The following is a 15,369-nucleotide window of genomic DNA, read 5'->3' on the forward strand; positions in this document are numbered from 1 at the left end:
TGTTTTGACCCGATGCTGATCCTGACCTGCCCCTATTGCGGCGTCGACGCCGAAGAGACCGAACTGACCGCCGGCGGCGAAGCGCATCTGAAACGCTTCGGTCCCGGCTCGTCGGATGACGAGTTCCACGACTATCTGTTCATGCGCGAAAACCCCAAGGGCGTACATTTCGAACGCTGGCGCCACAGCAACGGCTGCGGCAAGTGGTTCCACGCCGCACGGTGCACTGCCACGCTCGAGGTGTTCGGCACCTATTCGGCCCAGGTCACCGAGCCGCCCCAGGAGATCCGCGATGCGATCTCGGCCAAACGCCCGGGCTGGAGTTGGAGAGAGTTCTCCTGATGCCCCGCCCATTCAAGAATATTCCCGCCGGAGGCACCATGCCCTCTATCCGCGAAAGGTCCGAAACATGAGCACCCGTCTCGCCAAGCAAGGCCGGCTGATCGACCGGTCGAAACCGGTCACCTTCACTTTCAACGGTACTGCGATGCAGGGCTATCAGGGCGACACGCTGGCGTCGGCCCTGCTGGCCAACGATCAGATGATGGTCGGCCGGTCGTTCAAATACCACCGTCCGCGCGGTGTCGTGGCCAGCGGTGCCGAGGAGCCCAACGCGCTGGTCGGTCTGGGGCAGGGCAACCGTTTCGAACCGAACCAGCGCGCCACCACGACCGAGCTGTTCAATGGCCTGACCGCGATCTCGCAGAACCACTGGCCCAGCCTGGAATACGACATCGGCGCGGTGAACACGGCGCTGGCGCGGTTCCTGCCGGCAGGGTTCTACTACAAGACGTTCATCCACCCCAAACCGTTCTGGAAACATGTTTACGAGCCGTTCATCCGCCAGTCAGCCGGTCTGGGCAAGGCGCCCGACAAGGACAGCCGCGACGCGGATACGTATGAACACTTTTATGCCTTCACTGACATTTTGGTGATCGGCGGCGGTGTTGCAGGCCTGCAGGCGGCTAAAGCCGCGGCGCAATCGGGCGCCAAGGTCATGCTGATCGAACAGACAGCCCATTGGGGTGGCCGCGCGCCTGTCGATGGGGGCACAGTCAACGACGAGCCTGTGGATAAGTTCGTGGAACAATTGGTTTCCGAACTCGAAACAATGAGCAATGTCACCCTGCGGTCGCGCTGCATGGGGGCCGGGGTCTATGATCACGGTTTCGTGCTGGGATACGAGCGTCTGACCGACCACAAACCGGGCACCCAAGGCCCGCGCCATCGTCTGTGGCGCATCCGCGCCAAGCAGGTCGTTACGGCGACCGGCGCGATCGAGCGCCCGCTGTCCTTTGCCGGCAATGACGTGCCGGGGGTGATGCTGGCCTCGGCCATGCGCGACTATGTGGTCAACTGGGGCGTGACCCCGGGTGAGCGCGTGATCGTCGCCACCAACAATGACGACGCCTACCGCACCGCGATCATCCTGAAACAGGCGGGTGTGGATGTGTTACGCGTCGTCGATGCCCGTCCCTCGGCCGGGCCGCTGGCGGACGAGGCGCGCAGCCTCGGCATCCGGGTCGACCCCGGCAAGGCCATCGCCAAAGTCAAGGGTGGCAAGCGGGTCAAGAAGGTCGCGATCTGCAACCAGGAAGGCATCGGCGGTGCTCGGGAAGAGGTCGAATGCGATGCGGTCGCCATGTCGGGCGGCTGGTCTCCGGTGGTGCACCTGTGGTCCCATTGCGGCGGCAAGCTGATCTGGGACGAAGCCAACGCCCATTTCCGCCCCGACCCCGACCGTCCGCCACTGGGCGCGGATGGCGCAGGCTTTGTCGTGCCGGCGGGGTCGGCCAACGGGCCGCTGGCGTTGGGCGAGGTCCTGGCCGATGCCCACGCCGCGGGCAAGGCCGCGGCCAAGGCAGCCGGGTTCAAGCCGAAGAACACCAAGGCACCGCAGGGCGAGGCCGAGACCGAGGCGCCCATGCAGGCCGTCTGGCTGATGCCCGCCAAGGCCGAGGTGCAGCTGCGCATGAAGTCGTGGCTGGATTTCCAGAACGACGTCAAAGTGTCGGATGTGCAACTGGCTGCGCGCGAAGGCTACGAAAGCGTCGAACACACCAAGCGCTACACCACGCTGGGCATGGCGACCGATCAGGGTAAACTTAGCAACATCAATGGCTTGGCGATCCTTGCCGACTCGCTTGATGCCGAGATTCCCAAGGTCGGCACCACCACCTTCCGCCCGCCCTATACCCCGATCTCGATGGGGGCCATCGCGGGTGAGGCGCGCGGCGAGGTTTTCCAGCCAATCCGCCGCACGCCGATGCATGACTGGCATGACCGGAATGGCACGGATTGGGAGCCGGTTGGCCAGTGGCGCCGCCCCTTCGCCTATGTGCGCCCCGGGGAATCCGTGCATGACGCCGTGAACCGCGAGGTCAAGAACACGCGCGAGAACCTCGGTCTGCTGGATGCCTCGACCCTGGGCAAGCTGATCGTCAAGGGGCCGGACGCGGGTAAGTTTCTGGACATGATGTACACCAACATGATGTCCACGCTGAAGGTCGGCAAATGCCGCTATGGCCTGATGTGCTCGGAAAACGGTTTCCTGATCGACGACGGCGTCGTGGCCCGGATCGACGAGGACACGTGGCTGTGCCACACAACCACCGGCGGGGCTGAGCGCATCCATGCCCACATGGAGGAGTGGCTGCAGACCGAGTGGTGGGACTGGAAGGTCTATGTCGCCAACGTGACCGAGCAATACGCTCAGATCGCCGTGGTGGGCCCCAACGCCCGCAAGGTGCTGGAAAAGCTCGGCGGCATGGATATCAGCCGCGAGGCGCTGCCCTTCATGGAGTGGCGCGACGGCCTAATCGGCGGCTTTGACTGCCGCGCCTACCGCATCTCGTTCTCGGGCGAGCTGTCCTATGAAATCGCGGTGCCCGCCAGCCAGGGTCAGGCCTTCTGGGATGCCCTGATGGAGGCCGGGAAGGAGTTCGGCGTGATGCCTTATGGCACGGAATGTCTGCACATTCTGCGGGCCGAGAAGGGCTTCATCATGATCGGGGACGAGACCGACGGCACCGTGATCCCGCAGGACCTGGGGCTGCACTGGGCGATCTCGAAAAAGAAAGAGGATTTCCTGGGCAAGCGCGCGCAGGAACGCTCTCACATGACCGACCCGGACCGCTGGAAACTGGTGGGTCTCGAGACTGTGGATGGATCGGTTCTGCCCGACGGTGCCTATGCGGTGGGCGAGGGCGTGAATGCCAACGGTCAGCGCAACGTGATCGGGCGCGTCACCTCGACCTATTACTCGGCCAACCTGGGCCGCGGCATCGCCATGGGGCTGGTCAAGAACGGGCCGAACCGCATGGGAGAGGTGATCGAGTTCCCGGGCACCGACGACAAAATCTACAAGGCAAAGATCGTGGACCCTGTGTTCTACGACAAGGACGGGGAGAAGCAGAATGTCTGAACCCATCAGCGCACTGAACCACGCAAGCTATGACGGCATCGCCCGGATCGAGGAATGCGGCCTGCAGGGGATGGTCACCCTACGCGGCGACCTGTCCGACAAGGTCGTGATCAAGGCGGTCAAGGACGCCACCGGCCAGAAGATGCCCGGCCAGCGTGAGGCTTTCGTCGATGGTGAAACAGGTGTCTGCTGGATGTCGCCGGACGAACTGCTGGTGCTTGTTCCCTACGCCGAGGTCGAGGCCAAACTGGCGGCCATGAAGGGCGCGCTGAGCGGCGTTCACGCGATGGCGGTCAACGTCTCGGACGCGCGGGCGGTGTTCCGGGTCTCGGGCGCCTCGGCGCGCGAGGTGCTGGCCAAGGTGGCGCCGGTCGATCTGTCGCGGGATGCGTTCCAGCCCGGCCAGATCCGCCGCTCGCGGCTGGCGCAGGTGGCCGGCGCCTTCTGGATGGATGGCGAGGATGACTTCCGCGTGGTCTGCTTCCGCTCGGCGGCGGATTACGTCTTCAAGCTGCTCAAGGTGGCGGCGCAGCCCGGCAGCGAAGTCGGCATTTACTGACCGGGTCGGCGGGGGCTCTGCCCCCGTCGCGCTCTGCGCGACTCCCCCGGAGTATTTTCGAAAAGATGAAGGTGCCGGTCAGCCGGTGAACAGGAAGCTGCGAAAGCGGTCCTGTGCGTCCGTGGCCGCGAGGTCGGCGGGGTGGCCGGCTTCGTCAAGGCAGATGTCGTAAAAGGACAGGGCTTCGCCGAGGCGGGCCATGGCCGCAGCGCGATCTGCGGCGGGCAGGAACGGCGCGTGGGTGGACAGGTAGAGCGCAGGGCGGTGTTCGCGCAACCAGTCGATCAACGTGGGCAGCACGGCGAACTCCGCGCCTTCTATATCCATCTTGACCAGCGACACACCGGAAAGGTCAGTGGCAGAGGCAAACTGATCCCATGCGATGGTCAGGGCATCGGTTCCATGCGCGCCGTCATGCAGCAGCGAGCTGGTGGAGTCGCCCGGCTCTCCGCGCATCGAGGCCATGCGGGCCACGCCGAACCGGTCGGACAATGCTACGCCAAAGGCCGAGACGTTTCGGATGTCGTTCAGGTCGAGGTTCCACGCCAGGTGGCGATAGGCGGTCGGGTCGGGCTCGAAACACCAGACATGGCGCGCCTTACGGGCACCATAGAGAACGGTCGGGCCGATCCATGCGCCAATGTCTAGATAGTCGCGGTCTGGCGAAAGGTGGCGGTCCAGCACGGCGAAAGTCTCGGGCTCCCAGTTCCCGGCCGAGGCCTTGCGCCAGAATTTCGAATGATAGGGATCCAGCCGGAAGGCTTCGCCATTCAGCTGACCCGCGTAGTATCCTCGGGCGCGGTAGAACATCTTGCGCGCTTTGGTCAGCATCGTCCTGCCTCCGGGTTCATTGTTTTGTCCTGTCGGCCCTTGACCTCAACTGGCTGCCAAAGCATGTAAACGTGGGAACGCAACACATATTTTGACAGGGGGCCAAGATGGCTTTTGAACTTCCAGACCTTCCTTATGCACATGACGCGCTGGCATCCAAGGGCATGTCGGCCGAAACGCTGGAATATCACCACGACCTGCACCACAAAGCCTATGTCGACAACGGCAACAAGCTGATCGCCGGCACCGAGTGGGAAGGCAAGTCGCTGGAGGAGATCATCGTCGGCACCTACCAGGCCGGCGCGGTGGCCCAGAACGGCATCTTCAACAACATCAGCCAGCTGTGGAACCACAACCAGTTCTGGGAAATGATGGGGCCGGGCGAGTCCAAGATGCCGGGCGAGTTGGAAAAGGCCCTGGTCGAGAATTTCGGCTCGGTCGACGAGTTCAAGTCGCAATTCGCCGCCGCCGGTGCGGGCCAGTTCGGCTCGGGCTGGGCATGGCTGGTCAAAAATGCCGACGGTTCGCTGGCCGTCACCAAGACCGAGAACGGCGTGAACCCGCTGTGCTTTGGCCAGACCGCTCTGCTGGGCTGCGACGTGTGGGAGCACTCGTATTACATCGACTTCCGCAACAAGCGCCCCGCTTACCTGGACAACTTCCTGAACAACCTGGTGAACTGGGAAAACGTCGCCTCGCGTATGTGACGGCACGGCCCGGAATGTCCGGATCACGGCCCGCCAGCCTGAACGCTGGCGGGCTTTTCGTTGTGCTCAGGAAGTGGCCGGACAAGTTTGGCCCTTTGGCGTTGCAAGTCGCTTTTTGATATATAAGTGGAATATTGCACGGTCCGCGACGGTCGCGGACCCAGGCATTGGGATCGACAGGAGGACGAAATGGTGAAGCTGGTACCTGGAACCTGGGTTGTGATCGCGGATGGCGAAAAAGCCTTGTTCACCGAGAACACCGCCGCAGGCTGGGAGCCGAAGCTGAAGGTCTTGTCGGTCGAGCAGCAGGATCCCGACGCGGTGCAGCCCCGTCCGAACGACCGGCCCGGGCGCCGGGCCGACGGTGGGCCGAACCAGAAGTCGGCCGTTGAAGAAGACACTTGGCGCACCCACGCTCGCGCGTTGTTCGCGCAGGACTTGGCCGATCTGCTGAACCGCGAAGGGCACAAGGGCGCCTTTTCGCATCTGGTGCTGATCGCAAGCCCTCAGGTTCTGGGGCTGCTGCGCCGCAGTCTGCATGACGGTGTTCAGACAAAGATCGTGGCCGAGATCGACAAGACCCTGACCAATCATCCGCTGGGGAAGATCGAGAAAGTGCTGGCCGATCACACGCCCTGAGCTTCAGGCCAGCATCTGGCGCAGCGCCGCCATGGCCGAGGGCGCATCGTCGACCCAAGTGATGAACCCCGCCAAGGAACCGTCTGCAAAGCCCTGGTCGATCACTTCATCCAGTAGGCTGTGCAGATTGTCCCAGTACCCTTCGACATTCATCACGAGAATGGGCTTGTCATGCAGGCCCAGTTGGCGCCAGGTCAGGGCCTCGAACAGCTCGTCCAAAGACCCCGGTCCGCCGGGCAGCACCACCACCGCGTCGGCGTTCATGATCATCACCTTCTTGCGTTCATGCATGGTTTCGGTGACCACGAAACGTGTCAGGTCGGTCTTGCCGACCTCGCGGCGCAGCAGGTGCACCGGAATCACGCCGAATGTGTCGCCTCCGGCGGCCTGCGCGGCGCGGGCAACCTCGCCCATCAGGCCCACGTCGCCCGCACCATAGACCAGCCGCCAGCCTTCGCGGGCCAGAAGTGTGCCAAAGCTCCGGGCCTGTTCGGAATAGGCGGGGCGGGCGCCATTGCGTGACCCGCAGTACACACAGACGGATTTCTGGGGCATGGAAAGGCGACTCCGGGGTTGTGTCAGAGGTTTTGACCCGTGATAGCGGGATTGATAGATTGGCTCAACCGCCCGCAGGAATGCTTTTCAGACAAAGCGGTTGCGCGGCAGAGTGAAAGGGGAAACATGGACGCCAAATCGGGAAGCGGACGGTCAGGATCCTTCATCCTGGGGGTTCTGGCCGGTGTTCTGGCGATCCTGGTTGCTGCCGGGCTTTATCTTTTGGGTGTGTTCTCTGGGTCTTCGCCGTCGGCGCCCGAAGACGCCTCGGTTTCGACGGAGGAACAGCCCCAGCAGGCCGGAGCCGTGCAGCCGAAGCCGCTGACCGAAACGCCGCAGAAACAGGACGAGGACGCAGTCGCCGTCGTACCGTCAGAGGCCGACGAAACGACGCCCGACGATACGCGGGTCGAAGCACCTGTCAAAAGCGCGGAACAGGCGGACGCGACCGAAACCGAATCCGAAAACGAGAACACGCAGGTTGAGTTGCCCCACCCCGTGCTGGACCAGATCTTCGTTGAACCCGATGGCACCGCCCTGCTGTCCGGCTCGGCCCAGCCCGGCAGCCGGGTTCGGATCCTGCTGGACGGGGCGCCGGTGCACAGTTTCACCGTCGATGGCAGCGGACAGTTTGCCGAATTCGTAGCCATTCCCTTCAGCGAGACCGCGCGCGGCCTGGTACTGGAAACCACCGATGGTGACCGAACGGCGCGGTCGGACGACTATCTGATCGCGGCCCTGCCAAAACCGGCAGAGGCGGCCCCGGTCGGCGACGATATCGCCAGCGCCGATGGCTCGACCACCAGCGAAACCGAAGAGCACCCGGTCCCCGCTGCGACGGGTGCGACTCAGACCGAGGACACGACCGCCGAGGATGCCCCGCCTGCGGATCAGGCCCCCGAGGCACCGCCTGCGGTGACGCCCGAAGATGCCGACGAAGAGCGGCAGGTTGCGGTTCTGCGCTCGGGGGAAGAGGGGGTATCGGTGGTGCAATCGCCTTCGGTCCGAAGTCAGGCGCCCGATCAGGTTGCCTTGGATACGATCGGTTATTCCGAACTGGGCGACGTTCAATTGACGGGCCGCGTCGCCGAGGGTGCCGCGGTGCGACTGTACCTGAACAACCGCCTGGTCGCCGATATCACGCCAGAGCAGGACGGCGATTGGCGCGGCCAGATCGAGGGGATCGATCCCGGCCTATATACCCTGCGCGTCGACGAGGTGGACACGGACGGCACGGTGCTTAGCCGCGTGGAAACTCCGTTCAAGCGCGAGCCGGTCGAAGCTCTGCGCGCGGCAGGTGCGCAAGGGCCGGAAGCCGGTGTCGAACCGTCGGCTCCGATCCGGTCCGTCACGGTGCAAAAGGGCGATACCCTGTGGGCGATCTCGCGCGAGCGGTTTGGCGATGGGATACTGTACGTGCGCCTGGTCGAGGCCAACCGCGACCTGATCCGCGACCCGGATCTGATTTACCCGGGGCAGGTCTTCACCATTCCCGAATAAAGGCGTAGGTCTGGTGCCGGCCGGGGCTTCCCGGCCGCAACCGTGTTTAAGTAGCCACATGAGAAGACTTGCGCCGATGCATTCCGATGACCTGCCACAGATGGACGAACGCAAGTCGGGATGGATAACCATCCGCAAGGTCGCTCCCTATCTGTGGCCGGCGGACGAGCCCTGGGTCAAGCGGCGCGTGGTGTTGGCCATGGCCATGCTGGTGCTGGCCAAGCTGATCGCGGTCTATACGCCGATCCTGTATAAGGGCGCGGTCGATGCCTTGGCGGGCGAGGGTGTGCCGCCGCTGGCGCTGGGCGCCGTTGGGCTGACCGTGGCCTATGGTATGGCGCGGATGATGACCGTGGGGTTTCAGCAGTTGCGCGATGCGCTGTTCGCGCCGGTGGGGCAACGCGCTCTGCGGGCTCTGGCGCTGGAAACCTTCCAGCACATCCACCAGCTGTCGATGCGCTACCATGTGACCCGCCGGACGGGCGGCCTCAGCCGGATCATCGAGCGCGGGGTCAAGGGCGTGGAGTTCCTGCTGCGCTTCCTGCTGTTTTCGATCGGCCCGCTGATCCTTGAACTGCTGCTGGTGGCGGTGGTTTTGATGTGGCTGTTTGACGTCTGGTATCTGGTCGTGGTGGCCGTCACCATCGCGCTGTACATCTGGTTCACCTTCACGGTCACCGAATGGCGCGTGAAGCTGCGGCGCGAGATGAATGACCAGGACACCGAGGCCAACCAGCGCGCCATCGACAGCCTGCTGAATTTCGAAACCGTCAAGTATTTCAACGCCGAGCGGCGCGAAGCTGAACGATATGACGTGTCGATGAAGGCTTATGCGCAGGCCGCGTTGAAAACGGCATATTCGCTGGCCTTCCTGAATTTCGGTCAGTCCTTCCTGATCACCTGTGGGTTGATCGGGGTGATGGTTCTGGCCGCGATCGGCGTTCAGAACGGGCAGTTGACGGTGGGCGATTTCGTGATGGTCAACGCCTACATGATCCAGATCACCGTGCCGCTGAATTTTCTGGGCACCGTCTACCGCGAGATCCGTCAGGCCCTCGTCGACATGGGCCAGATGTTTCAGCTGCTGGAGCAGCCGGCCGAAGTGGTGGACAGGCCAGACGCCAAGCCCCTGCAAATCACCGAAGGCCGGGTCGAACTGGACCATGTGCATTTTGGCTATGACCCGGACCGCGAGATCCTGCGCGGCGTCTCTCTGGTGGTGCCGGGGGGGCAGACCGTGGCTATCGTGGGCGCGACCGGCTCGGGCAAATCCACCATCGGGCGCCTGCTGTTCCGGTTCTACGACGTAACCCAAGGCGCGTTGCGGATCGACGGGCAGGATGTGCGCGACGTGACGCAGGAAAGCCTGCACGCCGCCATCGGCGTGGTGCCGCAGGACACGGTGCTGTTCAACGACACGATCCGGTACAACATCGCCTATGGCCGCGAGGGGGCCTCGCAGGCCGAGATCGAAGCCGCCGCACAGGCCGCCCAGATCCACGAATTCATCACCTCGCTGCCCGAGGGGTACGATACCAAGGTGGGTGAGCGTGGCCTGAAGCTGTCAGGCGGCGAGAAACAGCGCGTGGGCATTGCGCGGACGCTGTTGAAGAACCCGCCGATCTTGCTGTTGGACGAGGCCACGAGCGCGCTGGATACCGACACCGAGCAGGACATCAAGGATGCCTTGGCCCGCGCAGGCGAGGGGCGCACGGTGATCACCATCGCCCACCGCCTGAGCACGATTGCCGAGGCCGACCAGATCGTTGTTCTGGAAAAGGGCGAGATCATCGAGCAGGGCACCCACGACGAACTGTTGCGCCGTGAAGGGCGTTATGCCCAGCTGTGGAACCGCCAGCAATCGGATACTCAAGCGGCCTGAAACCCCTGCGGTTATGGATCAAACGAAAACGGGCCGGCAGAACCGGCCCGTTTCCTGTGTTACTCTGCCGCTTTCAGCGGATGCCCCGGTGTGTCGCCCGGGTTTTGCTCGGCATCTGCATCGGCACCCTCATCCTCGGTCCAGACGATTTCCGTCGCCTGCATCCGGCGGGCCGTGTCTCCGATCGCCATGTCCTGCGCGATCTGGCTGGATCGGCCGGCGGTCACGCGGGCCAACAGCTTGCCCAGCCATATGGCATAGGTGGTCACCCACACCCGCAACGCCAGGAACGAGGGCGTCACGATCAGTGTCAGAACCGTGGCGATACCCAAGCCGAACACCACCGCCGTCGCCAGCTGTTTCCACCACAACGCGGTGGGGCTGTCGATCGAATAGCCGCCATTGATGAAGTCCAGCGACAGGCCGAACATCATCGGTGTCAGGCCGGCCATCGTGGTCAACGTGGTCAGCAGAACCGGACGAATTCGCGCCTCGGCCGTGCGCACGATGGCGTCGATCCGGGGCATGTAGCGGCTGTATTCCTGGTAGGTGTCGATCAGAACGATGTTGTTGTTCACCACGATCCCCGCCAGCGCCACGATGCCCGTCCCGGTCATGATGATCGAGAAGGGTTGTTGCATCACCATCATCCCGATCAGCACGCCGGTGGTGGACAGAACCACCGCCAGCAGCACCAGCACCGAGTTGTAGAACGAGTTGAACTGTGCCAGCAGGATCACGAACATCAGACCCAGCGCGGCCAGGAAGGCGCTGGAGAGGAAGGCCTGGCTTTCGGCCTGGTCTTCCTGATCTCCGGTCCATTCCCAGGTGATCGTGTTGGCAAAGGGCTGAGTGTCCAGCCACTCGGTCAGTACCGCGATCCGTTCGTTCGGGTTGATCAGAGTCAGGCGGGCGTCGCCGTCATCAATGGCGGTCTGCACCTCCTGCAAGCTGTCCGCACCGGTCAACTGAACCAGAGTATAGGCCGTGCCATCCGCGCCGTTGATCGTCGCACTTTCAGGTTTCGAGCCTTCGGTCACTTCGCGTACAACGGCCAGTCGCTGTTCTCCGTCCGGGGTGTCGATCACCACTTTGCTCAGACCGGACTCCACGTCGGCCTTGACGTCGTAATAGCGCTCTTGATCCACCCGATTGATCTGGGCCAGCTTTGCCACCGGTTTGCGGGTGATGAAGTTCGACAAAGGCACCAGCCCGTCCGGAGTACGCACCTTGAGCGTATCCAACGTGGAAAGGACCCGATCCTGATCGGGCAGACGCACGCGGATCTCGATCTCTTCATCCACGCTTTCGGGGCGCATTTCGCCCAGCAGGATGCCACGGGTCACCAACTGCACCATCGCTCCGACGGTGGCCACGTCGGCACCGAACCGGCCGGCCTTGGCCACGTCGACGTCGATCTGCCAGTCGATGCCGGGCAGGGGCAGGGTGTCCTCGATCTTGATCAGGCCCGGGGTGTTTTCGAACATTTCGCGCGCGGTCAGCGTCGCGCTGGTCAGGTCATCCCAGTCGTCGCCCTTGATCCGCAGGTGCACGGGCTTGGCCGAGGCCGGACCCTGTTCCAGAGGCAGGATCTCGACCACGAAACCCGGCAGCTTGGCCAGTTCGGCGTTCAACTGGTCGATCACGAAATCGCCGTCATACTCGGGCGCGACGGTGTGCTTCTCGAACAATCCGCCTGCGACAGGTTCTGACACGTTCGGGCGATCCTCCCACGGGATGATCTCGAACTGCACGCGGCCCACCGTGTCCGCCGGAGCCTGCGCCCCGCCGGTGTTCTGGTTCAGGCCGCCTTCACCGGCGAACGAGAACACGTTGATCACCGCCGGATGCTGGCTGATCACCTGTTCTGCTTCGAAGACCAGCGCGTCCTTTTCGGCCAGCGACAGGTTGCCCCGTGCGCGGACATAGGCGGTGGCCTGTTCCGGCTCGCTTTCGACGAAGAATTCGACACCGCGGTTGTTCTGGCCGTACATGGTCATCACTGTCATCACCGCGAATCCTACTGCCACGATCGAGACGATGGGCATGATCGGATTGCCGACAAGAAACTTGATGACATAACCAAAGGGCGTATGTTCCTTGGCCGTTTGCACGCGCTCATCCGGCTTGCGCTCGATCCTGGCCGCGCTGAGCGTGACCGATCCGGCAAAGGCGCCGAACAGGAATAGCACCACGCCCAGCAAGAACCCACCGCCTGCGCCTTCCGGCAACAGATACGTGGGATTCAGCAACTGCATCGCGCCCAGGAAGATCATGTAGACCGCCGGCGGCACCATGATGGCACGCACCCACCAGGGCGTCCGCGCGCGCAGCCAGTTCGAGCTGCGGTCGAACACGCGGCTCAACCGGCCAGATACACCGCCCATCACCGGCAGATAGATCAGCGCCACGATCAGCGAGGCCGACAGAACGAAGATCAGCGTGACCGGCAGCATCCCCATGAACTCGCCCGGAATGCCGGGCCAGAACAGCATGGGCAGAAAGGCGCACAGCGTCGTCGCGGTGGACGAGACGATAGGCCAGAACATCCGCTGCGCGGCCTCGACATAGGCGTGCATGGGGCCGACACCCTCGGCGATGCGCTTGTCGGCATATTCCACCACCACGATCGCGCCATCGACCAACATCCCCACGGCCAGGATCAGGCCGAACATCACGATGTTCGAGATGCTGACCCCCATGATCGCCAGGAAGGCAAAGCACAAGAGGAACGAGGTCGGTATCGCGAAGCCCACCAGCAGCGCCGCCCGGGTACCCAAAGAAGCCAGAACCACGATCATCACCAGTGCGATGGCCGTCAGGACCGAGCCTTCCAGCTGGCTGACCATCGAACCCACGATGCGGCTCTGGTCGTTCGACGTGCCGACATCCACCGCCGCCTGCAACTCGGGGGGCCATTTCGTTTCGGCCTTGGCGACGGTTTCCTTCACCTGGGCCACGGTGTCGATCAGGTTGAAGCCTTTGCGCTTGACCACCTGCAGCGCCACGGTCGGTTCGCCGTTGAACCGGGCGGTCCCTTCGCGGTCTTCGAAGGTGTAGTTGATCTCGGCCAGTTCGCCCAGGGTCACGACCCGGTCGCCATTGACCTTTATCGGCAGGCCGTAGACGTCTTCGGGCGTCTTGAACGACGATGGGATCTTGACCGAAAACGCACCTTGTTCGGTTTCGACTTCGCCCGCGGCGATCAGCTGGTTGTTGTTCCGTACCACGTTGATCAGCTCTGCTGCGGTGACGTTGTACGCCTCAAGCCGCAGCGGATCGATGATCACTTCCAGCATCTCGTCCCGGTTGCCCGCGATCCCGGCCTCGAGCACGGAATCCAGTGCTTCGAGGTCATCCTGCAGATCTTTCGCGATGCGCGCCATGGTGCGTTCGGGCACCGGGCCCGACAGGTTCACGATGACGATCGGGAATTCCGAGAAGTTGATCTCGGTCAGCGTGTATTGCTCGGCGCCTTCGGGGAACTTGGCCTGGGCGCTGTTCATCGCGTCGCGCACGTCTGCGGTGATGGCGGTCTTGTCCCAACCAAAGTCGAACTCGAGCGCGATCCCGGCGTAACCTTCGGCGGCGGTGGCGGTCATTTCCTTCAGGCCGTCCAGATCCGCAAGCTCGGTTTCCATCGGCTTGATCAGCAGGTTTTCACTGTCCTCGGCCGATATGCCGGGAAACTGCACCGACACGAACAAGGCGGGAATCTCGATGTCCGGCTCGCCCTCTTTGGGCAGGCCGACATAGGCATAGCCGCCGATGATCAGCGAGATTGCGATGAACGCCAGAACCATGCGGGCCCGATCGGCGGCCCAAGAGACGATACCGGTCATTGCGACGCATCCCGATAGGTCGGCTCGACGGCAACGCCGGCGGTCACGAATTCCTGGCCGACCACGATGACGTCGGCGGTTTCAGGCAGTCCGCCCACCCAAACCCCGTCGGCGCTGTCGCGCAGCAGGCGGATGGGCAGGAAGTTCACGATGTTGCCCGATCCGACGGTGCGCACGCCCAATTGACCCTCGTTGTTGAGGGTCAGCGCCGATTGCGGCAGCAGATGCGCCTTGGCACCTTCGGCGGCGATTTGGATGCTGGCGGTCTGCCCGTCGCGGATCAGCAGTTCGGGGTTGGGCACGGTGATTTCCACCTCGAAGGTGCGGGTGGTCTCGTCGGCGGACCTGCTGAGGAAGGTCACGCGGCCCTCGACCTGCAGGCCGGTCACCAGTTGTGCCTGCGCCGGGGCGCCGACCGTGATGCGGTTGACCGAGGTTTCGGGGACGAACCCGACCAACTTGATCGGGTCCAGCTGGATCACGGTCGCGCACAGCGATCCGGGCTGCATCAGACTGCCCAGCTCGGCGGCGTCGCTTTCCAGCAGGCCCCGGAACGGCGCCTTGATCGTCAGGCGGTCTACCTCAAGCTGGGCCGCGTCCACCGAGGCTTCGGCCCCCTCGATGCTGGCTTGGGTCGATTTCAGTTGTGCCTCGGCCGATTTAACTCCGGCCAGGGCGGCGGCCATTTCTGCTTCGGCGGAAATCTTGCGGGTTTCCGATCCAAATCCGGTCTCGGACAGTTTGCGGGCGGCGCGCAGATTGATTTCAGCCTCGGCGACGCGCGCAGTGGCCTCTTGCAACTTGGCCTCGGCCTCGGGGATGCGGCTTTGCGCCTCGGCCAGGGTGGCCTTGGCCTGTTCCAGTTGGGCCGGGCGCGGGCCGGGATCAAGCTGGCACATGACGTCGCCGGGCTCGACGAAGGCGCCCTTGCGCATCGGTTCCGAGATCACGGTCGACGTGGTTTCGGCCAGGACCTGCACCTGGCGGTTGGCCTTGGTCTGGCCACGCAGCAGAACGGCGCTGTCGATCTCGCGGGCGGTCGAGCGCAGGGCCACGACCCGAATGGCCTTGGTCGGGGCGGTTTCGACGGCCTCGGCCGAGGCCTCGGTCTGAGTGGCCGGACCTTCGCGGCCGGCAAAGGCAAACAGGGCATCGCGTTCAAATACCAGAAAATACAACGCTACTATGACCAGAACGGCGTTGATCAGGGATATCAACCGCATGCCGTGTCTCTCCTTGAAATTGGGGCCTTAAATCCACAAACGTGTGGCAAGAGATGGGGTGGACCGGGTCACTTGTCCATACTGAACTGAATAGTTCGGTTCAATTTCTTTCGCAAGAGGGGCCGCACGCCATGCATTTGTGCATTTGTGCCACTTGGCTTGATGGTGGCGGCGGGGTATGACATGTCGCCAGACAGATGACGAAAT

At 63.4% G+C, this 15,369-nt stretch carries 11 protein-coding genes; 7 read left to right on the forward strand and 4 right to left on the reverse strand.

Features of this window, described 5'->3' with window-relative positions; translation table 11 throughout:
• Positions 1–12 precede the first annotated feature (12 nt).
• The 3 genes from AC2FMD_RS05470 to AC2FMD_RS05480 all read left to right on the forward strand — a co-directional run bounded on the left by AC2FMD_RS05470 (position 13) and on the right by AC2FMD_RS05480 (position 3,983).
• A complete protein-coding gene (locus AC2FMD_RS05470) occupies positions 13–342 on the forward strand; it encodes a sarcosine oxidase subunit delta (RefSeq protein ID WP_496686601.1) in 330 nt (109 codons plus the stop codon).
• A gap of 67 nt (positions 343–409) precedes the next feature.
• Positions 410–3,424 carry a sarcosine oxidase subunit alpha family protein gene (locus AC2FMD_RS05475; RefSeq protein ID WP_496794776.1) on the forward strand — a complete coding sequence of 1,005 codons (3,015 nt, stop codon included), beginning with the start codon at positions 410–412 and terminating at the stop codon, positions 3,422–3,424.
• Positions 3,417–3,983: a sarcosine oxidase subunit gamma gene (locus AC2FMD_RS05480; protein ID WP_496742310.1), complete on the forward strand. Its 567-nt coding sequence runs from the start codon at positions 3,417–3,419 to the stop codon at positions 3,981–3,983. The genes AC2FMD_RS05475 and AC2FMD_RS05480 overlap by 8 nt, the downstream gene beginning before the upstream one ends.
• Before the next feature lie 78 nt (positions 3,984–4,061).
• Here AC2FMD_RS05480 and AC2FMD_RS05485 read toward each other — a convergent pair whose 3' ends face one another.
• Positions 4,062–4,814, reverse strand: coding sequence for an FkbM family methyltransferase (locus AC2FMD_RS05485; RefSeq protein ID WP_496794777.1), 753 nt, complete (start codon positions 4,812–4,814; stop codon positions 4,062–4,064).
• A gap of 107 nt (positions 4,815–4,921) precedes the next feature.
• On the opposite strand from AC2FMD_RS05485, the gene AC2FMD_RS05490 reads away from it, so the two are divergent.
• Together AC2FMD_RS05490 and AC2FMD_RS05495 are read left to right on the forward strand one after the other, a co-directional pair.
• Entirely contained in the window at positions 4,922–5,521 is a 600-nt protein-coding gene (locus AC2FMD_RS05490) for a superoxide dismutase (RefSeq protein WP_496794778.1), read from the forward strand.
• A gap of 189 nt (positions 5,522–5,710) precedes the next feature.
• Entirely contained in the window at positions 5,711–6,160 is a 450-nt protein-coding gene (locus AC2FMD_RS05495; protein WP_496681233.1) for a baeRF12 domain-containing protein, read from the forward strand.
• A gap of 3 nt (positions 6,161–6,163) precedes the next feature.
• Here AC2FMD_RS05495 and AC2FMD_RS05500 read toward each other — a convergent pair whose 3' ends face one another.
• Positions 6,164–6,715, reverse strand: a complete 552-nt coding sequence (locus AC2FMD_RS05500; RefSeq protein WP_496794779.1) for an LOG family protein — start codon at positions 6,713–6,715, stop codon at positions 6,164–6,166.
• Between the two features lie 126 nt (positions 6,716–6,841).
• Between AC2FMD_RS05500 and AC2FMD_RS05505 the strand changes: the two genes are divergently transcribed.
• On the forward strand, positions 6,842–8,215 hold the full coding sequence (locus tag AC2FMD_RS05505; protein WP_496794780.1) for a LysM peptidoglycan-binding domain-containing protein: 1,374 nt from the start codon (positions 6,842–6,844) through the stop codon (positions 8,213–8,215).
• Positions 8,216–8,291: 76 nt separating this feature from the next.
• Positions 8,292–10,097, forward strand: coding sequence for an ABCB family ABC transporter ATP-binding protein/permease (locus AC2FMD_RS05510; protein ID WP_496794850.1), 1,806 nt, complete (start codon positions 8,292–8,294; stop codon positions 10,095–10,097).
• A gap of 59 nt (positions 10,098–10,156) precedes the next feature.
• Here AC2FMD_RS05510 and AC2FMD_RS05515 read toward each other — a convergent pair whose 3' ends face one another.
• Together AC2FMD_RS05515 and AC2FMD_RS05520 are read right to left on the reverse strand one after the other, a co-directional pair.
• Positions 10,157–13,939: an efflux RND transporter permease subunit gene (locus tag AC2FMD_RS05515; RefSeq protein ID WP_496794781.1), complete on the reverse strand. Its 3,783-nt coding sequence runs from the start codon at positions 13,937–13,939 to the stop codon at positions 10,157–10,159.
• Positions 13,936–15,162, reverse strand: coding sequence for an efflux RND transporter periplasmic adaptor subunit (locus AC2FMD_RS05520; RefSeq protein ID WP_496711947.1), 1,227 nt, complete (start codon positions 15,160–15,162; stop codon positions 13,936–13,938). The genes AC2FMD_RS05515 and AC2FMD_RS05520 overlap by 4 nt, the downstream gene beginning before the upstream one ends.
• Positions 15,163–15,369 lie beyond the last annotated feature (207 nt).

This window comes from Ruegeria sp. BHSC276, from assembly GCF_059612945.1.

What these genes read in the sequence shown, in the direction of transcription:
- AC2FMD_RS05470 (WP_496686601.1), top strand. Translation starts at nt 13, where the DNA reads ATGCTGATCCTGACCTGCCCCTATTGCGGCGTCGACGCCGAAGAGACC.
- AC2FMD_RS05475 (WP_496794776.1), top strand. Translation starts at nt 410, where the DNA reads ATGAGCACCCGTCTCGCCAAGCAAGGCCGGCTGATCGACCGGTCGAAA.
- AC2FMD_RS05480 (WP_496742310.1), top strand. Translation starts at nt 3,417, where the DNA reads ATGTCTGAACCCATCAGCGCACTGAACCACGCAAGCTATGACGGCATC.
- AC2FMD_RS05485 (WP_496794777.1), bottom strand. Translation starts at nt 4,814, where the DNA reads ATGCTGACCAAAGCGCGCAAGATGTTCTACCGCGCCCGAGGATACTAC.
- AC2FMD_RS05490 (WP_496794778.1), top strand. Translation starts at nt 4,922, where the DNA reads ATGGCTTTTGAACTTCCAGACCTTCCTTATGCACATGACGCGCTGGCA.
- AC2FMD_RS05495 (WP_496681233.1), top strand. Translation starts at nt 5,711, where the DNA reads ATGGTGAAGCTGGTACCTGGAACCTGGGTTGTGATCGCGGATGGCGAA.
- AC2FMD_RS05500 (WP_496794779.1), bottom strand. Translation starts at nt 6,715, where the DNA reads ATGCCCCAGAAATCCGTCTGTGTGTACTGCGGGTCACGCAATGGCGCC.
- AC2FMD_RS05505 (WP_496794780.1), top strand. Translation starts at nt 6,842, where the DNA reads ATGGACGCCAAATCGGGAAGCGGACGGTCAGGATCCTTCATCCTGGGG.
- AC2FMD_RS05510 (WP_496794850.1), top strand. Translation starts at nt 8,292, where the DNA reads ATGCATTCCGATGACCTGCCACAGATGGACGAACGCAAGTCGGGATGG.
- AC2FMD_RS05515 (WP_496794781.1), bottom strand. Translation starts at nt 13,939, where the DNA reads ATGACCGGTATCGTCTCTTGGGCCGCCGATCGGGCCCGCATGGTTCTG.
- AC2FMD_RS05520 (WP_496711947.1), bottom strand. Translation starts at nt 15,162, where the DNA reads ATGCGGTTGATATCCCTGATCAACGCCGTTCTGGTCATAGTAGCGTTG.